Source organism: Glutamicibacter protophormiae (genome assembly GCF_016894325.1).
Taxonomy (GTDB): Bacteria; Actinomycetota; Actinomycetes; order Actinomycetales; family Micrococcaceae; genus Glutamicibacter; species Glutamicibacter protophormiae.
Genome location: NZ_CP069806.1, coordinates 551,403 through 575,642, shown reverse-complemented (window position 1 = coordinate 575,642; position 24,240 = coordinate 551,403). Strand labels below are relative to the sequence as shown.

The 24,240-nt window shown below is 65.0% G+C and carries 22 protein-coding genes and 2 tRNA genes; 6 read left to right on the top strand and 18 right to left on the bottom strand.

From position 1 onward, the window contains the following. Window positions 1–385 precede the first annotated feature (385 nt). The 8 genes from rlmB to JQN66_RS02840 form a co-directional block, all read right to left on the bottom strand. On the bottom strand, window positions 386–1,333 hold the full coding sequence (gene rlmB, locus JQN66_RS02875; protein WP_188949469.1) for a 23S rRNA (guanosine(2251)-2'-O)-methyltransferase RlmB: 948 nt from the start codon (window positions 1,331–1,333) through the stop codon (window positions 386–388). Between the two features lie 27 nt (window positions 1,334–1,360). After that, window positions 1,361–2,812, bottom strand: coding sequence for a cysteine--tRNA ligase (gene cysS / locus JQN66_RS02870; protein WP_204676574.1), 1,452 nt, complete (start codon window positions 2,810–2,812; stop codon window positions 1,361–1,363). Window positions 2,813–2,903: 91 nt separating this feature from the next. Further along, entirely contained in the window at window positions 2,904–4,139 is a 1,236-nt protein-coding gene (gene ispD / locus JQN66_RS02865) for a 2-C-methyl-D-erythritol 4-phosphate cytidylyltransferase (RefSeq protein ID WP_204676573.1), read from the bottom strand. Between the two features lie 136 nt (window positions 4,140–4,275). Then, complete coding sequence (locus JQN66_RS02860) at window positions 4,276–5,628, bottom strand: integrase core domain-containing protein (RefSeq protein ID WP_204675975.1); 1,353 nt, start codon at window positions 5,626–5,628, stop codon at window positions 4,276–4,278. A gap of 222 nt (window positions 5,629–5,850) precedes the next feature. Next, window positions 5,851–6,336, bottom strand: a complete 486-nt coding sequence (locus JQN66_RS02855) for a CarD family transcriptional regulator (protein WP_047117922.1) — start codon at window positions 6,334–6,336, stop codon at window positions 5,851–5,853. Between the two features lie 336 nt (window positions 6,337–6,672). Next, entirely contained in the window at window positions 6,673–7,071 is a 399-nt protein-coding gene (locus JQN66_RS02850; RefSeq protein WP_204676572.1) for a hypothetical protein, read from the bottom strand. Between the two features lie 270 nt (window positions 7,072–7,341). Continuing rightward, complete coding sequence (locus JQN66_RS02845) at window positions 7,342–8,022, bottom strand: response regulator transcription factor (protein WP_188949476.1); 681 nt, start codon at window positions 8,020–8,022, stop codon at window positions 7,342–7,344. Next, window positions 8,019–9,233, bottom strand: a complete 1,215-nt coding sequence (locus JQN66_RS02840) for a sensor histidine kinase (RefSeq protein ID WP_204676571.1) — start codon at window positions 9,231–9,233, stop codon at window positions 8,019–8,021. Before JQN66_RS02840 ends, JQN66_RS02845 begins: the two co-directional genes overlap by 4 nt. A 211-nt stretch (window positions 9,234–9,444) precedes the next feature. On the opposite strand from JQN66_RS02840, the gene phoU reads away from it, so the two are divergent. After that, window positions 9,445–10,098, top strand: a complete 654-nt coding sequence (gene phoU, locus JQN66_RS02835) for a phosphate signaling complex protein PhoU (RefSeq protein WP_188949479.1) — start codon at window positions 9,445–9,447, stop codon at window positions 10,096–10,098. 196 nt (window positions 10,099–10,294) lie between these two features. On the opposite strand, the gene JQN66_RS02830 is transcribed toward phoU, so the two are convergent. The 4 genes from JQN66_RS02830 to JQN66_RS02815 all read right to left on the bottom strand — a co-directional run bounded on the left by JQN66_RS02830 (window position 10,295) and on the right by JQN66_RS02815 (window position 13,211). Next, on the bottom strand, window positions 10,295–10,597 hold the full coding sequence (locus tag JQN66_RS02830) for a DUF4193 domain-containing protein (protein WP_038993831.1): 303 nt from the start codon (window positions 10,595–10,597) through the stop codon (window positions 10,295–10,297). Window positions 10,598–10,798: 201 nt separating this feature from the next. Beyond that, window positions 10,799–11,542 carry a phosphoglyceromutase gene (locus JQN66_RS02825; RefSeq protein WP_188949481.1) on the bottom strand — a complete coding sequence of 248 codons (744 nt, stop codon included), beginning with the start codon at window positions 11,540–11,542 and terminating at the stop codon, window positions 10,799–10,801. Window positions 11,543–11,669: 127 nt separating this feature from the next. After that, window positions 11,670–11,987: a DUF2516 family protein gene (locus JQN66_RS02820; protein WP_229777441.1), complete on the bottom strand. Its 318-nt coding sequence runs from the start codon at window positions 11,985–11,987 to the stop codon at window positions 11,670–11,672. Between the two features lie 66 nt (window positions 11,988–12,053). After that, a complete protein-coding gene (locus JQN66_RS02815; RefSeq protein ID WP_204676570.1) occupies window positions 12,054–13,211 on the bottom strand; it encodes a trans-sulfuration enzyme family protein in 1,158 nt (385 codons plus the stop codon). 130 nt (window positions 13,212–13,341) lie between these two features. Between JQN66_RS02815 and tmk the strand changes: the two genes are divergently transcribed. The 4 genes from tmk (at window position 13,342) to JQN66_RS02795 (ending at window position 16,875) form a co-directional block, all read left to right on the top strand. Continuing rightward, window positions 13,342–13,995, top strand: coding sequence for a dTMP kinase (tmk, locus tag JQN66_RS02810; protein WP_188949484.1), 654 nt, complete (start codon window positions 13,342–13,344; stop codon window positions 13,993–13,995). Next, entirely contained in the window at window positions 13,992–15,146 is a 1,155-nt protein-coding gene (locus JQN66_RS02805) for a DNA polymerase III subunit delta' (RefSeq protein WP_204676569.1), read from the top strand. The genes tmk and JQN66_RS02805 overlap by 4 nt, the downstream gene beginning before the upstream one ends. Window positions 15,147–15,197: 51 nt before the next feature. Continuing rightward, window positions 15,198–16,718, top strand: a complete 1,521-nt coding sequence (locus JQN66_RS02800; protein ID WP_239464115.1) for an alpha/beta hydrolase — start codon at window positions 15,198–15,200, stop codon at window positions 16,716–16,718. Between the two features lie 82 nt (window positions 16,719–16,800). After that, a tRNA-Thr gene (locus tag JQN66_RS02795) sits at window positions 16,801–16,875 on the top strand. A gap of 62 nt (window positions 16,876–16,937) precedes the next feature. On the opposite strand, the gene JQN66_RS02790 is transcribed toward JQN66_RS02795, so the two are convergent. The 5 genes from JQN66_RS02790 to JQN66_RS02770 form a co-directional block, all read right to left on the bottom strand. Continuing rightward, window positions 16,938–17,780 (bottom strand): aldo/keto reductase, encoded by an 843-nt coding sequence (locus JQN66_RS02790; RefSeq protein ID WP_188949487.1) that lies wholly within the window; start codon window positions 17,778–17,780, stop codon window positions 16,938–16,940. Between the two features lie 64 nt (window positions 17,781–17,844). Beyond that, window positions 17,845–18,294, bottom strand: a complete 450-nt coding sequence (locus JQN66_RS02785) for a hypothetical protein (protein WP_188949489.1) — start codon at window positions 18,292–18,294, stop codon at window positions 17,845–17,847. A gap of 152 nt (window positions 18,295–18,446) precedes the next feature. Next, on the bottom strand, window positions 18,447–18,638 hold the full coding sequence (locus tag JQN66_RS02780; RefSeq protein ID WP_053797362.1) for a YbdD/YjiX family protein: 192 nt from the start codon (window positions 18,636–18,638) through the stop codon (window positions 18,447–18,449). Window positions 18,639–18,640: 2 nt separating this feature from the next. Beyond that, window positions 18,641–20,875 (bottom strand): carbon starvation CstA family protein, encoded by a 2,235-nt coding sequence (locus tag JQN66_RS02775; RefSeq protein ID WP_229777443.1) that lies wholly within the window; start codon window positions 20,873–20,875, stop codon window positions 18,641–18,643. 112 nt (window positions 20,876–20,987) lie between these two features. Next, the gene (locus tag JQN66_RS02770) at window positions 20,988–21,965 is read right to left on the bottom strand and encodes an NAD(P)H-quinone oxidoreductase (protein WP_204677458.1); all 978 of its coding nucleotides are present in this window, start codon (window positions 21,963–21,965) and stop codon (window positions 20,988–20,990) included. A gap of 62 nt (window positions 21,966–22,027) precedes the next feature. On the opposite strand from JQN66_RS02770, the gene JQN66_RS02765 reads away from it, so the two are divergent. Beyond that, window positions 22,028–22,115 (top strand) — tRNA-Ser (locus JQN66_RS02765). A gap of 74 nt (window positions 22,116–22,189) precedes the next feature. Here JQN66_RS02765 and JQN66_RS02760 read toward each other — a convergent pair. Next, window positions 22,190–24,220, bottom strand: a complete 2,031-nt coding sequence (locus tag JQN66_RS02760; protein ID WP_204676568.1) for an FAD/NAD(P)-binding protein — start codon at window positions 24,218–24,220, stop codon at window positions 22,190–22,192. Window positions 24,221–24,240: the final 20 nt, after the last annotated feature.

Genomic DNA, 24,240 nt, shown 5'->3' with positions numbered 1-24,240 from the left:
AACACTCTCGACACCACACCCGAACCCTGAGGTTCGAACTGCTTCGCTCCGGAGCAACTTTTCAAGCTTACCACCTCGTTGACCAGTGTCAACTCCGTGTTTCACGCTTGTTCGCTTCGCGTCCACATCCCTGCCGTTTCCGGCTGGTCCGTGTCAGCGGCGCGAGATAAAACTCTACACGCCTTCCGCCCCCACGCAAAATCGGCCCGTTTCCCAAACGGAAGTCACTTTTTCCGCAGGATTCCGGGGATTCTCCATCGCAAACAGCCCGGAACTCGCAAATATCACCGAAAATCGGGTATATGAAGCGGCTCACTTAATGCAATTAGGCTGCAATCTGCGCACTTCCGTACGCGGATTACAGCCTAATTGGTCGGTGAAGCAGCTACTTCGCTTCTTCGGCTCGCAGTCGCGAAACCTCGTACAGCGAAATGCCCACTGCCATCGAAGCGTTCAGTGATTCCATTGCCGAGTTGATCGGGATCGAAACGATCGCGTCGCAGTGTTCGCGAACCAGTCGGGACAAGCCCTTGCCCTCGGAGCCAACAACAATGCACAACGGACCAGTTGCCAGTTCGAAGTTCGGCAGCATCATGTCACCGCCTGCGTCCAGGCCGATGACGAAGATGCCCGCGGCCTTGATCTCCTTCAAGGCATTGGTCAGGTTCGTGCACTTGGCTACCGGAACGCGGACAGCTGCGCCCGCGCTGGTCTTCCAAGCCGAAGCTGTCATGCCGACGCTGCGGCGTTCAGGGATGATCACTCCGTCGGCGCCGAAAGCGGAAGCCGAGCGAACGATCGCACCCAGGTTGCGGGGATCGGTGATGCCGTCAAGGGCCAGCAGCAACGGCTGCGCGGTGCGGTAGCCCTTGTCGTAGTCCTTAACCACCTTGGTCGCCAGCTGGACTGCATCCTTGTACTCGTACGAAGGGATCTGCAGGGCCAGGCCCTGGTGGATCGCGCCGTCGGTCATGCGGTCGAGCTCGGTCTTGGACGCTTCCATCAGCGGAATGCCCTGCTCTGCGGCCAGCTTCAGGGAGTCGCGGACGCGGTCGTCCACATCGATGCGGATGGCAACGTGCAGCGCCTTGGCCGGGATCCCGGCACGCAGCGCTTCGACCACGGAGTTGCGTCCGGTGACGTACTCGGCGTTGACGCGGATGCGGTCGGTGCGCTTGTTATCGGTCCGCTTGGCAGCCGAACGCTCGGCCAGCTGCTTGCTGCGGTAGGCCTTGTGGTACGGGCGGTCTTCCGCCTTGGGGGTCGGACCCTTGCCCTTGAGGGAACTACGTCCCTTGCCCCCACTACCCTTGGTTGGGCCCTTCTTGCTCATCTGATTGTCCTTTGATTTGAAGTCGTTTTAGTTCTCGAGGGTCCAGCGGGCGCCGTCCGCGGAATCCACCACGGTGATTCCGACGGAGGCCAGTGCATCGCGGATGGCATCCGAGCGTGCCCAGTCCTTGGCGGCGCGGGCTTCGGCGCGTTCGGTGAGCTGCGCCTGGATCAACGTGTCAAGCACCTGCAGCTCCGCAGAGGCTGCAGCCCCGGCGTCTTCTCGGGCGTCGTCCAGACCCAGCACCCGGGTCATCGCCAGCACCTGGCCCAGCGCCTCGGCCACCGCGCCATCCTCATGGGCATCCAGCGCGGCGTTGCCGCGGCGGACTGTTTCATGCAGCGAGGCCAGCGCCATCGGCACGTTCAGGTCGTCGTCCATTGCCGCGCCGAAGGCATCCGGAACGCTCGTGGCGGTGCTCGCACCTGCCGCGTCCCCCAGCCGGTAGCAGGCGTTGGAGATGAAGGTGTCGATGCGCTCCACCGCGGCGCCGGCCTCCGTCAAGGAGTCCGGACGATAGTCCAGCATGGAACGGTACTGCGCCTGCCCCAGGAAGTAGCGCACCACGCGGGCGTCGGCCAGCTCCAGCATTTCCTGCGGGGAGATGGTGTTGCCGACGGACTTGGACATCTTCTCACCCTCGTAGGTGACCATGCCGTTGTGCATCCAATAGTTGGCGAACCCGTGGCCGGCCGCCGCGGACTGCGCCAGCTCGTTCTCGTGGTGCGGGAAGCGCAGGTCCAGTCCGCCGCCGTGGATATCGAAGTGGGTGCCGAGGTACTTGGTGGCCATGGCCGAGCATTCCAGATGCCAGCCCGGTCGGCCGCGCCCCCAGGGGCTTGGCCAGGACGCGGTCAGCGGATCGGTGTCCTTGTGGCCCTTCCACAAGGCGAAGTCCCGAGGGTCGCGCTTGCCGCGTGGATCCGCGTCGGTGGCCGCCTGCATGTCCTCGATGTTCTGCCGGGTCAGCGCGCCGTACTGCGCGTAGGAGCGCACGTCGAAGTAGACGTCGCCGGAGCCGTCGGTCGCCGGGTAGGCATGGCCGCGCTCGATCAGCAGCTCGATCAGCTCGTGCATCTCGGTGATGTGTCCGGTGGCGCGGGGTTCGTAGGTCGGGCGGCGCACGCCCAGGGTCTCGTAGGCGCGGGCGAATTCCTGCTCGAAGCGGTAGGCCAGCGCGAACCATTGTTCGCGCGGCGTGTAGTACTCGTCGGCCTGGAAATCCTCGGCGAAGGAGGCCGCCGACTTTTCCAGGATCTTGTCTTCAATATCCGTCACGTTGCGCACCGTGGTGACCGCGAACCCGCGGTATTCAAGCCAGCGCACCAGCACGTCGAAGACGATGGCGCTGCGCACATGCCCCACGTGCGGCATGCCCTGCACGGTGGCACCGCAATAGTACAGCTTCACTTCACCGGGGGTCAGCGGCTGGAAGTCCCGTACGGACGCGGATTTGGTGTCATAGAATCGCAGGCTCACGGTTTAAGGTTATCCGAAGAACCTGCCGCTTGCGTGCCGGGCGGGAAGCTCGCCGCGCGAGGCGCGGCTCCGCCCGGTTCCGGGACGGAGCCTACGGGCGTTCGTAGACCAGCGCGGTGGCGTAGGCGGTGATGCCTTCTCCCGCGCCCTCGTATCCCAGCCCGTCGCTGGTGGTGGCGGTAATGCTCACCGGTGCGCCGGCCGCCGCGGAGAGCACGCGGTTGGCTTCTTCGCGACGTGCGCCGAAGCGCGGGCGCCGCCCGACGAACTGCACCGCGATGTTACCGATCTCAAATCCGGCCTCGCGGACCAAGCGCGCGGCTTCGGCGAGCAGGCTGACCCCGCTGGCCCCGGCGAACTCGGGGCGGTCGACCCCGAAGTGGGTCCCCAGGTCCCCGATGCCGCTGGCGGAGAACAGCGCGTCGCAGGCAGCATGGGTCACGGCGTCGCCGTCGGAGTGCCCGGACAGGCCGACATCCTCCGGGAAATACAGCCCAGCCAGCCACATTTCGCGCTTCGGGTCGGTGCTCACGGCATGGATGTCGATTCCGGTGCCGACGCGTGGCAGCAGCATGTCCTGTGGCTCATTTCGGTGGGGTACTTCGGTGGTCGCCGCGGCCAGCTGTTCGGCGGCCGCCAGATCGTCGGGGTGGGTGACCTTCAGCGCCCTGGCGTCCCCGGCCACCACATGGACCGCGTCGCCGGCGGCGCGGACGATCGAGGCGTCGTCGGTGACCGCTGCGAGCTGCTCCGCGCTCAATGACCCGAGCCCCGCATGGGCTTCGCGCAGCGCAGCGGCGCTGAATCCCTGGGGGGTCTGCACCGCGCGCAGGGTTGAGCGGTCCGGGGTCTGGACGACCAGTTCGCCGCCGGCAGGATCCTGGGCGACCACCGAAATCGTGTCGGTGACGGCCAGCGCCGGGATCGCTGCCTCGCAGCCCGGCATGTCCAGCTGATCCAGCACCCGCTGGAACAGCGAGGCGGGGGCGAAGGCACGGGCGGCGTCGTGGACGAGGATGAGCTCGGCGTCGGCACAGACATGGGCCAAGCCGTTGCGCACGGATTCGGCGCGGCTCGCGCCACCGGGGGTGGTGCGCACCGATTCGGGGCGGCCGCGCAGCGCGTCGGCAAGGCGTTCGTCGGCAGGCGGGGTCACCACAACGACTTCCCGGATCCCGGGCACTTGAAGGATGCGGTCCACCGCATGTTCGGCCAGGGACTTGCCGGCGATTTCGACCAGGGCCTTGGGGATGCCCGCACCCAGCCGGGTCCCCATTCCCGCAGCCACCAGGATCACCGATGCTTTGCGCTGTTTCACTTGGTTCACAGAGCACAGCTTATCGCGCCGGGTTTCGGACCCCGGCGGTTCAGGCTTAAATGCAAAATGTGATGTCTCGACACATGGGTAACAGTTCTGTATCACCACATCGGTAACACTTGATGTATCGAGACATCGGTAACAGTCACTCCACGTCAGGCATGTTCTGGAACTTCGCCTTCGCGTGCTGCAGGCTCAAATACGTCACCCCCTCGGGGAAGGGGAAACCGTATTTCGCGATCAGCTCGCCATCCATCGAGACCACCATCAACTCCGCCTGCTTCCAGAGGACCTCCACCTTCGTTGAGCGCAGCAGCTTGCCCAGATAGAGCTGGACGCCGGCCACCCGCAAGCACCGGTTCTTGTTCACCCTCATCAGCTGGCTACCGGCAGGTTCCATGCGCTCGGCCCGTAGCGTGGCGCTGAGCTTCACTGGTTCCGGGCTCGCCGCCGCGTCCTTGCCCGCGTCCGGGCCCGCGCCCTCCGGCAGGGCGGCGAAGGCAGCTGCTGCACTGGTGGGGGCAGGTGTGGTGCTCAGCTTCACCCACTCACCCGGCGCCAACGGCTCGGCCACCGCAGTGGCATCCCACGCCTCCTGCGGCGTGCACCGGTCCTCCAAGGACTGATGCCCGCGTTGGGTGTTGTACGCCTGGTCAAAGACATCGATCTGCGCTTGCAGCTCGGCCAGATTCTTGGCGAATGGCTGCTTCTTCAGCCACGTGAACAAGGTCGAATGGAACCGCTCGTTCTTCCCCTGCGTCGTGGGCTTGAACGGTTTACCGGTGATCGTGGCAACGCCCAGACTGTTGGCGTAGGCGACCAGCTCACTGGTCATGCCCCGACGAATCGGATTCAGCGCATCCCCGTTGTCGCTGAGCAACCGCTGCGGCATACCGCGGGCGGCGACGCCCGCCCGGAAGACCTTCACCGCGTCCGCGCCGTTCTCCGTCTTGGCGACCAAGGACGCCACGGCCAGGCGGGAGTGGTCGTCAATAAGCTGGAAGATCACGCATTTGCGTCCGCCTTCCAACACATACTCGGTGGCGTCCAACTGCCAGCAGGCGTTGGGCATCGGATAGCGGAACGACCGAAACGAGGACCGGGGGCGTTTCTGCGGGGCCGGGGTGATCAGACCGCGCTCGCGGAAGATCCTAGCCAACACGGCGACCGACGGGGCTTGCATGCCGAGCTTGAGCATCTTGTCGTGCACGCTGATCGGCCCGTGATCCCACCCGGAATCCTCCAAGGTCTTACGCATGGCCACGGCCTGATCCTTGAGTGTTTCACTAGTGGTATTCGGTGAGGATTTCGGCCGGCGGGAGCGCGGTTCCAACGCGGCGGCTTGCCCTTCGGTGCGGGCCCGTTTCAGGATGTGGTAGAAGGTTTTGCGGCTGATGTCGTGTTCGGTGCAGAACGCGGTGACAGCGCCTCTGGGTGCGTCCTCTGGCCATCGGGCGATGGCAAGGCGTATTGTCGGGTCGACTGGATCATTTTTCACGAATACCAGTCCACCAGCCCGCCCCTTTGGCCTTGTGCCGTGGGGCGGGCTGTGTGGTTTTGCCGGGGTTAAAGATCCGGGTGAAGTGTTACCACTTTAATCGTGGAAGTGTCACCGATGTCCTGATACAGAACTGTCACCGAAGTCCCGATAGAAAACAGGCTTAAATGCAAAACCGCGGGTGCGCTTAATGCGCCCCGCGGTGTTGTCAGGAGATTCTTCCTAGGCGGAAGCCAGAACCTCGTCCAGCAGCCCCTCGGCCTTGGTCTCGTCGAGATCCTTGGCCAGCGCCATTTCGCTGATCAGGACCTGACGCGCCTTGGCCAGCATGCGCTTCTCGCCAGCCGACAGGCCGCGGTCGTTCTCACGGCGCCACAGGTCGCGAACGACCTCTGCCACCTTGATGACGTCACCGGAAGCAAGCTTCTCAACGTTCGCCTTGTAACGGCGCGACCAGTTGGTCGGCTCTTCGGTGAATTCAGCACGAAGGACGTCGAACACATGGTTCAAGCCCTCCGGATCTACCACGTCTCGCACGCCTACTAGATCAATCTTGTCGGCGGGAACTTCGATAGTCAGGTCTCCCTGAGCTACGCGAAGCTTGAGATACATTTTCTCTTCGCCCTTGATCTTGCGCAGCTTGATCTCCTCGATCGTTGCAGCGCCGTGGTGCGGGTAGACAACAGTCTCGCCAACCTCAAAAACCATGTGGATAAACCCCTTTCCCACCTCCCAGTCTACCATGTCTGGTGCTGACGCCGTTTTCACTGTGCCCCAAATAACCGCGAAATCACGCGGAATTCCCTCTTCCAATCGCCGTAGGAACGTGGTATGAAAATAGTATGCACGTTGCCCACCTGCCCCTTTCCCAAAAGAGCAACTTGTCTACAAGCTGTCGAAAAGCGTGTGTTGCACGTCGCTAAATCGCGTCTTTGACCAAAAAACGGCTAGGCTTAGAGGTAATCGTGGTCTATAAGGCTGTCTGCACTGCTCCTTAGGTGCCGACCGTTTCACGCGGCCGCGAACCAAAGCATCTCATTATTCTCACCGAGGAGTTAGTGTCGTGATCACCGCACGCATGACCGTTGGACGCCGCATTGCCGCGTCCCTCGCTGTGGCTGCCCTTAAGCATTCGGTGTCACCAGCTGTGGCGCCATCAACCAGCAGGCCACCGATATCGACTACGCAGCCAGCGATGGAATCAACGTCAACGTTGCCGACGCCGAGGTTCGCAACCTGATGTTCGTGACCAACACCGAGGCCACCGACGCTCGCCTCATCGGCACCGTCGTCAACGACGGCAAGTCCGACCTGAACCTTGAGATCAAGGCAGGGAACGCCTCCTCCGTCACCGTAAAGGTTGCCGCCGAGGGCACGACCAAGCTGGAAGATGACAAGAACAAGACCGTCATCAGCGACCTGGGCATCATGGCCGGCAAGCACGCCGACACCAAGTTCACCGTGTCCGGCACGACCGTTGACTTCTCGGTTCCAGTCGTAGACGGCACCCTTAGCCGAATACCGCGACTTCGTTCCGGGCGGTTACAAGGCAGCCACCACCGAGCACCTGGTTCCAAGCCCGAAGACCGAATCCGGACACTAGGCTTCAGAACACGCAAACCCCGGCGGCGCCCACTGTACAGTGGGCGCCGCCGGGGTTTTCTGTCTGCCGCCGGCGGCTGCGCGAAGCAGCCGCCGGCTCAACGGCCGTTGCTAGGCCACGAACTTGTAACCCAGCCCGCGTACGGTGACCAGCAGCTCGGGCGCCGCCGGGTCTCCCTCGATCTTCGAGCGCAGTCGCTTGACGTGCACGTCAAGGGTCTTGGTGTCGCCCACGTAATCGCTGCCCCAAACCCGGTCGATCAGCTGGCCGCGGGTCAGCACGCGTCCGGCATTACGCAGCAGCATCTCCAGCAGCTCGAACTCCTTCAGCGGCATGGCCACCTCGGAGTTGTTGACCGACACGATGTGCCGCTCCACGTCCATGCGCACCGGGCCGGCAGTCACGACGTTGCTGACCAGCTCCTCGCTCTCGCCCTGGCGGCGCAGCACCGCACGGATGCGAGCCAGCAGCTCGCGCGAGGAGTACGGCTTGGTGACGTAATCGTCGGCGCCCAGCTCCAAGCCGACCACCTTGTCGATCTCCGAGTCCTTGGCAGTGAGCATGATGACCGGGACCTGGCTGTTCAGGCGGATCTGGCGGATCACCTCGGTGCCCGGCTGGCCCGGGAGCATCAAGTCCAGGAGGACGAGATCCGCGCCATGGCGTTCGAACTCGCTGACCGCGACAATCCCGTCGTCGGCAACCCTGACCTCGAAACCCTCCCGCTCCAGCAGATAGGACAGCGGGTCCGAAAGCGACTCTTCGTCTTCGACAATCAAGATGCGGGTCATCGGCGTCCTCCTTCGCGGTCTTCCGCAGCAGCGGCAACCGCTTGTTTCTTCTTCATATCTGTGGCCGGCTCAAGCGCTGCAGCCGGTTCTTCATCCATCATGGGAAGTCTGAGTGTGAACGTGGATCCCTGCCCCGGCTGGGACCAGAGCGACACCTCGCCGCCGTGGTTGGCCAGCACGTGCTTGACGATGCTCAGTCCCAGCCCGGTACCGCCGGTCTGGCGCGATCGGGCGCCGTCCACGCGGTAGAAGCGCTCGAACACGCGTTCCTGGTCCTCCGCGGATATGCCCGGGCCTTGGTCCGTCACGGAAATCTGTGCGTAGCCGTCGCGCTGGCGGATGCCCACGCCCACGGTGGTGTTCGGCGGGGAGTAGCGGATCGCATTGTCGATCAGGTTGCGCAGCGCTGTCATCAGCAGGTCGGGGTCGCCATGGAGGTCCTCCGTCAGGCCGCCGCCCACCGACACGGTGATCCCCTTTTCCTCCGCGAGCAGCTTGTTGCGGTCCACCGCCTCGGCGATGACCGGGGCGAGCTGGAACTCGCGTCCGTGGGTGATCGCGTCGCTGGATTGCAGCCGGGAAAGCTCGATGATGTCCTGCACCAGTGCGGCCAGGCGGCGCGATTCCTTGCCCATCCGGGTGGAGAAGCGCAGCACCGCCTGCGGGTCGTCGGCCGCTTCGCTGATGGCCTCGGCCAGCAGCGAGATCGCCCCGACCGGGGTCTTCAATTCGTGGGAGACGTTGGCGACGAAGTCGTTGCGCATCGCTTCGGTGCGGGTGATCTCGGTGCGGTCGTCGGCCAGCAGCAGGATGTACTCGTCCCCCAGCGGGGCCACACGCACATGCACGATCAGCTGCCCGGCACCCAGGGTCGCACGCTGCAGTTCATACTGGCTTTCGGCGATGACCCCATCGGCGCGCACCTGGCGCACCAGCGCCAGCAGCTCGTCGTGCACCAGGGTGTGCCCGCGGACCAAGCCGTAGGCGTAGGAGGCGGGGTTGGCGCGGACCACCCCGTCGACGTCGTCGAGGATGACGAAGGCGCGCCCGATCACGGACAGCACCGCGGCGGCGCCTTCCGGCAGGACTGGCTCGTCGACCTCGGGCAGCCGGGCGGTGCGGCTCTGCGAGAACCGGAAGGCCAGGATGCCCACGACACCCAGCGCCAAACCGAGCACCGCGGCAATCAAGATCGAAATTACTTCGTTCACATCCTTAGACTATCTTTCATCCACGGGAGTTTTGTCCGCAGATGACGCGAAAACGGCCGATTCTGCGTGCTGTTCACCAAACGTTCACCTTTCCGGGAATAATCGTTAATCACCCGCTGGCATTCTGGACTCAGACCCTCCGCCATGCCCGAAAACAGAACCATGTTGACGCGGGCGTGAGCACCTTCCGAACCTTGAAAGGGATTATTACGTGCGCAAGGTATTTCAGGCAGATCTGCAGCAGATCGGTGAAGAGCTGATCGAGATGGCGAACCAGGTAGCGGTCGCCATGGACCGGGCGTGGGATTCGCTGGCCAACGCCGATGTGGAACTGGCCCAGGAGGTGATCGCCGCGGACGCGAAGATCGACTTCCTGCAGAACCAGCTGGACGAGCGCGCCATCGACACGCTCGCGCTCCAGGGGCCGGTGGCTTCGGACCTGCGTATGATCGTCGGCTCGCTGCGCATGAGCGCCTCGCTGGAACGCATGGGAGACCTGGCCCGCCATTTGGCCCAGCTGACCCGACTGCGTTTCCCGAGCCGTGCGCTGCCGTCGGAGATCACCGGAACCTTCTCCGAGATGGCCAAGCTCGACATCCAGATCGCCCAAGCCGTCGCCAAGCTGCTGGACACCCGCGACCTGCAGATTGCCCGTGACATCATCGAGCTGAACCACCGCTTGGATGCCCTCCACGCCAGCGTCTTCACCCAGGTGGCTGACGAGTCCTGGAGCGCGAACGCGCCGACCACCGTCGACGTGTCGCTGACCAGCCGCTATCTGGAACGCTTCGGCGACCACGGCGTCTCCGTGGCCCGCAAGGTCACCTACCTGGTGACCGGCGAATGGGATCCATCCGAGCTCTAAGTACGGCAAGCCAGCACTGACGCCGCGGGCGCCGGGGAGAAATCCCCGGCGCCCGCGGCGTCATGGTTTAACCGGCTGCAAGGACCTGACACAGCCTTGGAAACCCGGTTTAAACGACTGCAGAGGCCACCACAACGGTTGGCCTCCACGGTCGATGTGTTCTGCACAGTCGCAGAGCACGGCGTCTAAGGAAGGTTTAGCCTTCGCACTCGACGCAGAATCCTACATTGCCTTCTTCACGTACCAGCTGTGAACGGTGGCGGATCAGGAAGCACGAACCACAGATGAATTCGTCGTCCTTCTGCGGAATGACCGTCACGGTCAGTTCCTCGTTGGACAGGTCTGCACCTGGCAGGTCCATGCCGTCGGTGTGATCGGTCTCGTCGAGCTCCCGCACCACGGACTTGGCGTCTGGTGCGTTAGCGGACTTAACCGCGTCCAAAGAAGCCTTGCGCGCCTCGGCAACGTCCGGGCGGACTTCGTCGTAATCAGTTGCCACGAATTGCATTCCTAACGTGAGCCATTGAGCCTATTCGAAATAGGAGATTACAGCATAGTAATACCAAAAAGACAATCCTTGCTCATGGTTTCGCTCACAGCCGGAGACTTCACGGCTACCTGCCGTTAAGCGGAAACGGCGGCACCGCCGGCCGATCTCATCCGAGATGGCGTGGACGGTGCCGCCGAAAAGCCCGGTTGGCTAGCGGCCCTGGTTGGCGACGGCCTTGATGGCGTCGGCTGCGGCTTCTGGATCCAGGTAGGTTCCACCCGCGGTGATCGGCTGGAAATTGTCGTCCAGCTCATAGACCAGCGGGATCCCGGTCGGGATGTTCAGGCCGGCGATGGCTTCGTCGCTGATGCCGTCCAGGTGCTTGACCAGGGCGCGCAGCGAGTTGCCGTGCGCGGTCACCATGACGGTCTTGCCAGCGGACAGGTCTGCCTTGATGTTGTTCTCCCAGTAAGGCAGCAGTCGGTCGAGTACGTCCTTGAGGCATTCGGTGCGTGGCGCGTCATCACCCAGGGCTGCGTAGCGCTCGTCGCCGATCTGGCTGAACTCCGAGTCGTCGGCCAGCGCTGGAGGCGGGGTGTCGTAGCTGCGGCGCCACTGCATGAACTGGTCCTCGCCGAATTCGGCGAGGGTCTGGGCCTTGTCCTTGCCCTGCAGCGCACCGTAGTGGCGCTCGTTCAGGCGCCAGTCGCGGTTGACCGGGATCCACGAACGGCCGGCGGCTTCCAGCGCCAGGTTCGCGGTGACGATGGCGCGGGTCAGCAGCGAAGTGTGCAGAACCTCAGGCTTGTAGCCTGCCTCGGTCAGCAGCTGGCCGCCGCGGGCGGCCTCTGCGCGACCCTTTTCGGTCAGCGATACGTCGTACCAACCGGTGAAAAGGTTCTTTTCGTTCCATTCGCTCTGTCCGTGGCGAAGCAAGATCAAAGTGTGACTCATGCTTTCCATCTTATCCAATCCCGGGGCAACTCCTGCTGAACGTTACCCGCGAACGCAAAACCCGGGCCGCGACATGTATTACATGCTGCGACCCGGGTTGAGTCGAAAACTTCGCCGGCGAACCAGGCTAGTAGTTGTACCAGCCGCCGCCCTTGCCGCTCACCGCGGGCTTGACATCGGCCAGGTAGACGCAGGCAACGCAGGCGCCGATCAGCTGGAGGAATCCGCCGCTGCCCGAGCTGAGCACCGACAACGCAGCAACCACGGCGCTGCCGACGGTCAGCGCGGTCCAGAAGCCCTTGGTGCGCTTGCCCTCCTGGGCGAAGCGGTCTGCCGGGTGGCGCAGGCAATCGACCACTGCCCAGACCGCCAGTACCAGGATCGCGATCCCCAGGGCGCGCAGCATGTAGGCCTCGATCAGGACCGCAAGATTCATGAATTGCATGTTTTCACCTTACCTGCGACGTGCGCTTCACGCCCAGCATGCCACGCGGCCGATTGCCGACCTCGGCTAGATCCCTTCCAGCGCCCGGGACAGGTCGTTCCACAGGTCTTCCACGTCCTCGATGCCCACCGAAAGGCGGATCAGGTTCGGCGGCACCGTGGCCGGTTCCGAGGCGTGGCGGGCGCGGCGTTCGGCCAGTGTTTCAACCCCGCCCAGCGAGGTGGCGGCGGTGATCAAGCTGAAGCCCGCGACCACCGCATCCGCGTCCCCTGCCGTGGCACCGGCTTCAAAGGCGATGACCGAACCGTAGCCGTCCATCAGCTCGCTGGCCCGTGCATGGCCGGGATCCTGCTCCAGGCCCGGATAACGCACCACGCTGACCTTCGGGTGCGCCGCCAGGCGTTCGGCGAGGATTTGGCTGTTGGCCTGCGACCGCTCCAGACGAACCGCCATGGTGCGCACCCCGCGCAAAGCCAGGAAGACATCCATCGGCGAGGCGATCGCGCCATGCAGGGTGCGGTAGCCGTGCAGACGGGTGCGCAGCGCTTCGTCGCGGGTGACCAGCGCGCCCATGATGACGTCCGAATGCCCCGAAAGGTATTTGGTCACCGAATGCACCACCAGATCCGCGCCCAATTCCAGCGGCCGCTGGAGCAGCGGGGTGGCGAAGGTGTTGTCCACGATGCCCAGCACGTCCTGCGCCTTGGCGGCGGCCAGCAGCGCCGGCAGGTCGGCGACCTCCAGCATCGGGTTCGTGGGAGATTCCAGCCACAGCACATCCGCGCCCTGCAGGGCCGCGAGCACCTGATCGGTGTCGGCGACATCCACCGGGCGCAGGGTGAAGCGCCCGGCCGCTTCCAGTTCCCTGGCCAGGCCGAGGGTGCCGTTGTAGGAGTGGGCCGGCAGCACCATGGTCCCGCCCTCGGGAACCAGGCTCAGCGCCGCGGCGATCGCAGCCATGCCCGAGGAGAACACCAGCGCCGGCAGCGTGGAACGCTCCAGACCGCCGAGCACCTGCTCGAAGGGATCCCAGGTGGGGTTCGAGAAGCGTGCATAGACCTTTTCCCCCGCGGCGGCGATGCCCTGCGAATGGTAGGTGGAGGTGAAGGTCACCGGGTGGTTGACCGGGGCATCGAACCCGTGGGCCGGGCGTCCCCCGGCAACGATCAGGGTCTTGGGATCCCAGGAGGCGGCAGGGGCGGCGGATTCTGCGGGGTTGGTCATATTCTCCAGATTACGCCTGCGGTTTCCGTGTTCCCGGATGCGTTTCATTTCATGTCCTCGGGAACGGGAATCTATGGGCAAGGCGAACGGCGCAAAGGGAGATCTCAGCGAGGTTCGTTAGGCTAGTGGGGTGAGTATCGATTCGTCTGCCCCTGCCCGCGGTCTGTTCATCGTTTTCGAAGGCGGCGACGGCGCCGGCAAGTCCACCCAGGTCCAGCGCACCAGCCAGTGGCTCAAGGAGCGCAACGCCACCGTGCTGACCACCCGCGAACCCGGCGGCACCCAGATCAGCGAGAAGCTGCGCACCTTGGTGCTGGAGCACGGCCACGGCGAGATCGACGCGCGCACCGAAGCCCTGATGTACGCGGCGGCCCGCGCGGCCCATGTCCAGCAGGTCATCGTCCCGGCGCTGGAAGCCGGCACCCACGTGGTCTGCGACCGTTTTGTCGATTCCTCCCTGGCCTACCAGGGCGTGGGACGCGGACTGGGCGTGGACGCGGTGGCTTCCATCAACAGCTTCGCCACCGGAGGCCTGCAGCCGGATGCCACCATCCTGCTGGACATCTCCGCAGCCGACGGCCGTTCCCGGCGCATTGCCGGCACCGGCGGCGTCGAGGAATCGGACCGGCTGGAATCCGAGCCGGACGACTTCCACGAGCGCATCCGCTCCGCCTTCGCCGACCTGGCCGCCCAGGCGCCCGAACGCTACCTGGTGATCGATGCCAACCAGGGCATCGAGCAGCTGCAGGAGCAGATCACCGCGCATCTGGAGGGCCTGCTGTGATCCGCCCGGTCTTCGCTGACCTGGCCGGGCAGCAGCGCGTCATCACCACGCTGACCGAGCAGGTCGACCAGGGTGAACCCACCCATGCCTGGCTGTTCACCGGTCCCCCGGGTTCCGGACGCACCACCGCCGCGCGCGCCTTTGCCGCGGCGCTGCAGTGCACCGCGTCCCCCGCCGGCTGCGGCACCTGCCCCACCTGCGTCAGCGTCGTTTCGGGCAAGCACCCGGATGTCGCCTTCATCTCAACCGAGAAGTTCGAGTACCAGGTCCGCGACGTCCGGGAGATCATCACCCAGGCCCAGGACAAGGCCTCCCAGGCCCGGTGGCGCATCATCATCATCGAAGACGCCGACCGCATGTCGGAGCGCAGCGGCAACGTGATGCTCAAGGCCATCGAGGAACCGCCGGCGAACATGATCTGGATCCTGTGCGCTCCTTCCCCGGCCGACGTGCTGGTCACCATCCGCTCGCGCTGCCGCGCGGTGAACCTGTCCATCCCCTCCACCGAGGACGTCGCCCAGCTGCTGGTCCGCCGCGACGGGCTGGATGCTGAACTGGCGCGCTTCGCCGCCCGCGCCTCACAGTCGCACATCGGCGTGGCCCGCCTGCTGGCCCGCGACGAGCAGGCCCGCATCCAGCGTGAGAAGGTCGTCACCCTGCCCCTGCGCGTGACCACCCTGCCGCAGGCCATGGAGGCCGCCGCGGAGATCTCGAAGCTCTCCGCCGAACGCGCCGAGCACATCACCGGCGCCGACCTGCAGCACAAGGTCTCCGAGCTGCGCAAGGCCAACGGGCTGGGCGAGGAGGAGAACATCCCCGCCGGGCTGCGCGGGCAGTTCCGCGAGCTGGAGGAGAACGCCAAGCGCTTCGCCCGCCGCGCCAGCTTCGACGCCATCGACCGCACCCTGACCGATCTGACCACCTTCTTCCGCGACGTGCTCAGCCTGCAGCTGGATACCCGGGTCGAGCTGGTCAACGAGCACCTGCGCGAAAAGCTCAATGCCTTCGCCGCGCACCAGAGCCGCGAGAAGACCCTGTCGCAGATCGACGCGATCGACGAAGCCCGCCGGCGCATCGCCGCCAACGTCAACCAGCTCATGGCGCTCGAGGCCCTCATGACCCGGCTGCTGCAGAACCCCGGCCGCCGCTAGCCTCCCCACCCGCTGCCCGGACGGCGCTTCCACCCCAAGGAGACCACCATCTTGCCCGCACGACGCACCATGTACCGCCTGACAGCCTTGGCCGCCGCGCTCGCCCTGGCATTGACCGCCTGCGCGCCGACTTCCGGCGAGGACGGCGCAGGCGCCGCCGCCGACGCCGCGAAGACCGAGGTCCCGGCGCTTCAGAAGTACTACACCCAGCAGATCGATTGGGAGAAGTGCGGCAGCACCATCGAATGCGCGGACATCAAGGTCCCGCTGGATTACTCCGCGCCGGAAGAAGACAGCATCACCCTGGCGCTGAACCGCCGCGCCGTCGACGGCGCGCAGGGCAACCTGCTGGTCAACCCCGGCGGCCCGGGCGGTTCGGGGCTGGACCTGGTTACCGACTCGGTGCAGCTGATGCTCAGCAACGACCTGCAGCGCGCCTACAACATCATCGGCTTCGATCCCCGCGGCGTGGGTGCGAGCACCCCGGTGACCTGCCAGACCGATGAGGAAATCGACGAGAGCCGTCAGGAGAACCTCAAGGCCTGGGACCCGGCGGACCGCCAGGAGGTCGAGGCCGGCACCGAGGACTATGCCAAGGACTGCGCACAGAACACCGGCGACCTGCTGGGCCACGTGGACACCGTCTCCGCGGCCAAGGACATGGACATCATCCGCGCCGTGCTCGGCGACACGCAGCTGGACTACCTGGGCTACTCCTACGGCACCTTCCTCGGCTCCACCTACGCCGACCTCTTCCCGCAGAAGGTCGGCCGGTTCGTGCTGGACGGCGCCATGGACCCGCTGGCCACCGCGCAGCAGCTGACCCTGGCCCAGGCCGAAGGCTTCGAGGGCGAGATCGACGCCTGGCTGCAGAACTGCTTGGAGGGCGAGAACTGCCCGTTCACCGGAAATCTCGACGAGGCGAAGACCCAGCTGCAGGACTTCTTCGCGCGCCTCGAAGAGCAGCCGCTGCAGTCCTCGGACGGGCGCTCCGTGCCGATCATCGACTTCATCAACGGCTTCATCATCCCGCTGTATGACGACATGAACTGGCCGTACCTGACCCAGGGCATGGCCGCGGCCATGCAGGGCGACGTGGATCAGATCCTGTACTTCTCCGACCTGTCCGCCGACCGCCAAGAGGACGGCAGCTACGGGTCCAACTCATCCGATGCGTTCACCGCGATCAACTGCCTGGACCGCCCGATGGACGCCAGCGAGCAGGCCATGGACGCGGAGGCCAAGGCGCTTGAAGAGGCCTCCCCGACGATCGGCAAGTACCTCGCCTACGGAGACATCACCTGCGACAAGTGGAGCTACAAGGCCACCGGCCAGCCCGAGTCGCTGGATGCCCCCGGGTCCAACGAGATCCTGGTGGTCGGCACGACCGGCGATCCGGCCACCCCCTACGCCTGGTCGCAGTCGCTGGCCGAGCAGCTGGAGAACGCCACCCTGCTGACCTACGAGGGCCACGGCCACACCGCCTACGGACGCTCCAACCAGTGCATCACCGATGCTGTCGACGGCTACCTGATCGACGGCAAGGTCCCCGAAGCGGATACCGTCTGCTAATTATTGGCCCGAATTCGCCTGTCGTTTTGACGTTGCGAGTTCTACTTGGATAAAGTTACACAGTGCCTGCTTGCAGGTGCAGGCCTCCTTAGCTCAGGGGTAGAGCAGCTCCCTCGTAAAGAGCAGGTCGCCGGTTCAAATCCGGCAGGGGGCTCCATGTGAAGAAAAGGTCCTTGGTTTCAGTTGAAACCAAGGACCTTTTCGCATCCGCATCAGGGTCTAGGCGAAGTCTGCGGTGGCCGGGTCGGCGGCGATGCGGCCTTCGGCCCCGCGGTCCAGGCTGTTGATCTCGGCCAGATCCTCGTCGTCCAGGGTGAGCTCCAGCGAAGCGAAGTTCTCGATGATGCGCGACTCGGTCACGGACTTCGGGATCACCACGTTGCCCAGGGCCAGGTGCCAGGCGATGACCACCTGCGCCACGGAAGCACTGTGCTTCTCGGCGATCTTCACCAGCACCGGGTCGGTCAGGAGGTCGCCGCCCTGGCCCAGCGGGGACCAGGACTCGTGCAGGATGCCGTGCTGCGCCTCGTAGGCGCGCAGTTCTGACTGCGGGAAGTACGGGTGGGTCTCCACCTGGTTGATCACCGGGCGCACGCCGGTCTCGGCGTAGAGCTCTTCCAGTGCCTCGACGGTGAAGTTGCAGACGCCGATGGACTTGGCCTTGCCATCCTTCTGCAGCTGGATCAAGGCCTTCCAGGTGTCCACATAGGTGCCGCGCTTGGGCTGCAGCCAATGGATCAGGTACAGGTCGACATAGTCCAGGCCGAGGCGCTGCAAGGAGGCATCGGCGGCGGCCAGGGTGTTCTCGTAGCCCTGGTCGGCGTTCCATACCTTGGTGGTGATGAACAGCTCTTCGCGCGGAATGCCGGCCGAGGCAATGGCGCGGCCGACGCCTTCTTCGTTGCCGTAGATCTTGGCGGTGTCGATGTGGCGGTAGCCCGCATCGATGGCCTTGCCGACCACGATCTCGGCTTCAGCGTCCGGCACCTGCCACACGCCGTAGCCAAGCTGGTCGATGGTGTTTCCGTCGTGGAATGTCAGTTCTGGAACAGTTTGGGTCATGCACCCAATCTAGTGCATCCCAAGCCGCACCCGCAGGTGCTTTCAGGAAATTCGTAAGGCGGCGTTACTTGAGTGATGCCAGCAGCTGCGCAGCCTGGTTGACGTCATCTTTCACGATCTGCGCGCGGTGCTCGACCGACAGGATGTTGATCGGCGAACCGGCTTCGGCCTGCATGCGCATCATGGCGATCACCTGCGCGGTGGTCGCCAGGTCGTTGGCCGACTTGGTCAGCGAGCGGTGCACGCCGGCGGTGGACTGCGGAATGGCTTCGTCGTCGCTGGGGGTGATCCGCTGGGCGTCGGTGCACAGCTGGCGCACCACGGGCAGCAGTTCGGCCATCTCGTTGGCCGGTGCCACCAGCTGGTTGTAGATCTCGACGTCGTTGATGCCTTCGAGCACCTGGAAAATCCGGTCCAGGGAGCGGGTGAAGCGATCGTGGGCGCGGCGCCAGACGCCCTCGCCCAATTCGCGGTTTGCCGCACGCTGTGCGCGCAAACGTGAGAAGAATGCCATCGCTCTACTTTGCAGGTCGTCGTTTCAAGTCAGTACCAAGCCTACCGGGCAGTACCGCCGCGTGGAGTATCGAAGTGGACTTCATCGGCCCGCAACGGAAGAACGGGCAACCACAGGGTGGTTGCCCGTTCTCCGCGGGTATCCGCGCCGCGTCAGCAGCAGCGTCCCTGCGGGTTCTTGTCCTGCCAGTCGGAGTAGTCCTTCCAGAACGCCCGCTCGGTCATCGGGGTCTGCCCCGGATGGGTCCGCGCGTGGTGCTCCAGGTAGTGCTGGTACTTGTCGGCTCCCAGCACCCCGTCGACGAACCGCTTCGCCTGGCCCAGGCGTTCACGCAGGCCGGCCATCGCTAGTGACCGCCCCGGTGGATCCGGTGCTCCGGGGCAACCTGCTTCCAGGCCGCCGCCAGCTCCTTCTCGGCAGGGCTGGAAATCAGTCCCGACGGGGCGTACATCCTGGATTCGACCACCGGATCCTCGTTGTCCTCGCCTCCGCCGTTGATCTTGGCCTTCACCGTGGCGACAATCGCCGAGGTGATGACCACGGCGGTCAGGATCAGGAAGATCACCGACAGCCAGCCCTGGACGCCGGTATTGCGGACCACCGCTTCCATGGCTTCGACGGTCTTGGCCGAGCCCAGCGAGGTCTCCCCGGCGGCCAGCGCGTCCTTGTACGCGAAGTGGTTGGCGAAGTAGCCGACCTTCACGTCCGGGGAGAAGATCTTCTGCCAGCTGGCGACGAACGTGACCACCACGGCGAAGGCCAGCGGCAGCACCACCACCCACAGGTACTTGAACTGGTTGCGCTTGGCCATGATGGCCATGACCACCGCCAGCGCGATGGCGGCCAGCAGCTGGTTGGAGATGCCGAACAGCGGGAAGAACGTGTTGATGCCGCCCAGCGGGTCGGTCACGCCGAGGATCAGGATGTATCCCCAGCCGGCCACCATGATGGCGGTACACACCCAGACGCCCGGGCGCCACGAGTTGTCCTTGAACTTCGGGATGAAGTTGCCGATGGTGTCCTGCAGCATGAAGCGGGCCACACGGGTACCGGCGTCAACGGCGGTCAGGATGAACAGCGCCTCGAACATGATCGCGAAGTGGTACCAGAAGCCCATCATCGCGGTGCCGCCGAACCATTGGTGCATGATGTGGGCGATGCCCACGGCCAGCGTCGGCGCACCGCCGGTGCGCGAGACCACGCTGTTCTCGCCGACGTTGTTCGCCAGCTCGGTCAGCGTGCCCGGTTCCAGGCTCACCCCGGCCAGGCCCAGCGAGTTCACGAAGGCCACCGCGGTTTCCACGGTGCCGCCGGTGGCCGCCGAGGAGGCGTTCATCGCGAAGTACACGCCGCGGTCGATGGAGATCGCCGCGACCAGCGCCATGATGGCCACCATTGATTCCATCAGCATGCCGCCGTAGCCCAGGAAGCGGGTCTGCTTTTCCTTCTCGACCAGCTTCGGGGTGGTGCCCGAGGAGATCAGGGCGTGGAAGCCGGAGAGCGCGCCGCAGGCGATCGTCACGAACAGGAACGGGAACAGATGCCCGGCCACCACCGGTCCGTCGTTGCGCGAGGCGAACTCGGACACGGCCGGGACGCTGATCTGCGGCTGGACCACCAGGATCGCCACGGCCAGCAGCAAGATCACGCCGATCTTCATGAAGGTCGACAGGTAGTCGCGCGGGGCCAGCAGCAGCCAGACCGGCAGCACCGCGGCGATGAAGCCGTAGATGATGATGGCCCAGGCGATGGTGGTGCGATCCAGATGGAAGAGCTCGGCGCCCCAGGGCGACTCGGCGATCCAGCGTCCGGAGATGATGGCGAACATCAGCAGTGCGAAGCCGATGATCGACACTTCCAAGACCTTGCCCGGTCGGATGAAGCGCAGATAGACGCCCATGAACAGCGCAATCGGGATGGTCAGGCCGACCGAGTAGACGCCCCACGCGGATTCGCCCAGGGCGTTGACCACCACGAGCGCCAGGATGGCGGTGATGATGATCATGATGGCCAGGGTGGCGATCAATGCGGCGGTGCCGCCGATCAGGCCAAGTTCCTCGCGGGCCATCTGGCCCAGCGAACGGCCTCCGCGGCGCATGGAGAAGAACATGACCAGGTAGTCTTGGACCGCTCCGGCCAGCACCACGCCGACGATGATCCAGATGGTGCCCGGCAGGTAGCCCATCTGGGCCGCCAGGATCGGGCCGACCAGCGGTCCGGCGCCGGCGATGGCGGCGAAGTGGTGTCCGAAGAGCACGCGCCGGTCGGTGGGCACGTAGTCGCGCCCGTTGTTGATGCTTTCGGCCGGGGTCGCGCGGAAGTCGTTGGGCTTGGCGATCTTGCGCTCGATGAACTTCGAGTAGAAGCGGTAGGCGATCAGGTAGGTCGCCACCGCGGCGAAGACGAACCAGATGGCGTTAATGGTCTCGCCGCGGGAGAACGCCAGCATGGACCAGGCGATGCCGCCGATCAGGGCAATGGCAACCCATACCGCGATGCGCAGCGGGGTCCACTTTTTCTCTTCCTGTTCGGCGATCTCCGGGTCCACACCGGCCGGCGGCAGGGTGTTCTGGGTACTCACTCGGAGCAACCTCCTCGTATGGGGACAAGTGATGCACGTGACCCGCGACCATGCCGCAGGTCACGATATTGGGGATACGCCTGTCACTCTACGCCCATCCGATGGGGATAAATCAAACTTTTATGACAATTTTTCCGGTATGCGCTCCGGAGTCGAAATACTCATGGGCCCTAGCCAGTTCGGAGAAATCGTAGGTTTTGGAGACGTTCAGCTCGAGCTTGCCTGCCGACAGCAGTGGCAGCACGCGCCGTACGGTTTCCCGGATGATTTCGGATTTCTCAGGTAGCGGCCGCGCCCGCAGCGTGGTGCCGATGATCCTGGCGCGCTTGGCCAGCAGCAGTCCCAGATTCAGCTCCGCCTTGGCACCCTGCTGGAGGCCGATCACCACCAGCCGGCCCCCGACGGCGAGCGCCTTGAGGTTCAGCTGCAGGTATTTGGCGCCCACGACGTCCAGGATCAGGTCCACCCCGCGGCCGGAGGTCAGCTCCTTGACGCGTTCCAGGATGTCCTCGTCCTTATAGTTGATTCCCGCGTCCGCGCCCAGCCGCGCGCAGTATTCCAGCTTCTCGGCCGAGGAGGCGGTGACGTAGACGGTGGCACCGGCGGCTTTGGCCAGCTGGATCGCCATGGAGCCGATGCCTCCGGCACCGCCGTGGACCAGCAGGCTCTGCCCCTGGCGCAGCCCGCCTTCCAGGAACAGGTTGGAGACTACGGTGGCGGCCACTTCGGGAAGCGCTGCCGCGTCGGTGAAGGAAAGGTCTTCCGGAATGCGGATCAGCAGCTCTTGGGCGACGTTGACGTACTGGGCGTAGCCGCCGCCGGCCAGCAGCGCGGCGACCCTGTCCCCGAGGTTCCATCCGGTGACCCCCTCGCCCAGTGCGGCAATGGTTCCGGAAACCTCCAGACCGGGAATGTCGCTGGCACCGGGCGGCGGCGGGTAGACTCCCCGGCGTTGCTGGACATCGGCCCGGTTGAGCCCGAACGCCGCGGTCTTGATCAGCACCTCTCCGGGGCCCGCGGCAGGCGCTTCGCGCTGCTGGACTTCGATCACTTCCGGGCCTCCGGCTTCGCGGTAAATATAGGCCTTCATAACGTCCTTCATCGTTGCCAATTCCTGTCCCTAGCTATTCATGCCGTATAATTTTTCGGGTTGGATGGTTGTCCGAGCGGCCGAAGGAGCTGGTCTTGAAAACCAGTAGGCGGCAACCCCGTCTCATGGGTTCAAATCCCATACCATCCGCGTGAGTAGAAACCTCCGGTTCTCGGTTTCCCGAGTTCCGGAGGTTTTTTCATGCCCGCCGGTTCCCCCAACCGCTACGGCTGCATCTCGTGTGCGGGTGCCCCATGCTCCAGTTGCAGCTCATTGTAGGGAAGCCCCACGAGCCGTGCGACCTCGTTGACCACATGCTGCGCGTCCTGCAGGGTTCTGGCTGCAGGACTCTCGGTCTTCCCGGCCTGGGCGGCAATGGCCGTGCCCCATTGCACCGACGAGAGCTGCAGGCCCAACACGAAGATCCCCCGGTGCGCCATCCCCTCGCTGTTGACCAGCCGGTAGGGCTGTCCCACCACGTCGAAGCCGCTGCCCGGCAGCACCTCGCCCTCGGCGTTGTTCCAGGTGTGCACCCGGGCCACATGCTCGGCCAACAGCTGGGTGATCAGCGGGGTGTCGTTCTGCAGGACCCGGTTTGCCGGCATCATCGCCTCGCACAGCGTCCGCGCCGTGTGCACCTCGGAGTCCACCCACGGCGACGAGGCGGTGAACTGGCCATTGACCTCATCGAAACCGAACTCGGGTTCCGGCCCGACGAAGGTCACCAGTCCGGCGCGCGAGAGCGCCAGCAGCTGCTCGATGCGCTGCAGCGGCGGGCCGGAGGACAGTCCTTCGACCAGCGGCTCGAAATGCGCCTGCACCTCCTCGATGCGGGACTGCTCGTCAAGGATTCCCATGGCCACCAGGTCCTTGATGACCATGCGGCCCAGGTTCATGGTCATGATGGCTCGGGAGAGCGGATCTTCCAGTCCGCCGGCGCTGCGCCGGGCGTTGTCCTGCATGTAGTCGCGCACCGCTTGCTGGAATTGCTCGCTGGATTCGAAGCCCACCTCGTCGAAGGGCCGGGCCAGGGCTGGCACATCCAGCCATTCGATCTCCGGGAAGCCTGCGATGAATTCGCGCAGCTTGCCCAGCCAGACCTGGCTGCCCTCGTGGTGCTCTGCGTCCAGGATCGCTTCGAGCGAGCGGATGAAGTCGACGGCCGGGACATCCCAGCGGCCGTCGCAGTTCACGGCGCACTGCCGGTAATAGGCCAGCAGGATGTCGCGGTGCAGTCTCGGCCAGATGTGGCGGGAGAAGACCAGCGCCGCCTCCGGGTTTCCGGCGCGCGACTCGGCCAGCTTGCCGATCAGCTCCCCCGCGTCGAAGTAGTGCAGGCTGATCTCTTCCGGGATGAATTGGTCCACCACAGGCTTGCCCCAGTACGGCGTCCCGCGGCGCGAAGCGACAACCAGCTGGGGTTCGCGCCCGGAGGCCACGTACTCGAACCGGAGGCCCGGCTCGTCGCTGACCTCACGGAAGATGCCTCCGCGGCCGGCGGTCAGCTCCGCCATGCCGTCGAAGAAGTTCAGCCCCAGCCCCCTGACCAGCGCGGGCTGGCCGGCGGCGAACTGCGAGTAGTCCAGGTCTGCGGGGACGTTCGGCGGCAGGTAGGTGGCGCCGGACTGGGCCGCCGAGCGCTGCAGCTGCTTCTGCCACGGGTTCAGTTCCGCGCTCTGGTGCCCCAGCGCCAGCACCACACCGTCGGCTTCCAGGCTTTCCGCCGCGCCCTGTCCCAACGGGCCGCGGCGGAATTCCACGCGGTAGCCGTTCGCTTCGGGGCGCACGGCAACGACCTCGGCCTGAACATGGGAAATCTCGAAACCCGGGTGGGCGGCGAGCACCGCTGCGCTGCTGTCGTACACGTGCTCCAGGTATTCACCGTAGAGCGCCCGGGCGGGATAGGTGCCATCCTGGATTTCGTGCAGCTGCGCAGCATGGGCTTCGCTCATCCGTTTTCCGTCTCCCTGGGCGTCGACGAACTGGCGGAAGCTCAGCCCGGGCTCGCTACCACGCCGTTCCGGGGCGACCGTGGGGAAAGAAGCCGGGGTGTTCATCAGGAAGTGATCCGACTGCCTGGGGTCCCAGACGTGGCCCGAGCCCGGGCGGCAGGAATCGAAGACTGTCACACGCACCCGCACCGCCGCGTCGGGAAGCCGCAGGGCCAGCGCCGCCAGGCGCTCGACAACACTGGTGCCGCGCGGCCCGGCTCCGACGATGGCCAGGCTGAACTCGGGTCGGGGGTTCTGCGTCAAGGTGCTCACACTCCTAGGGT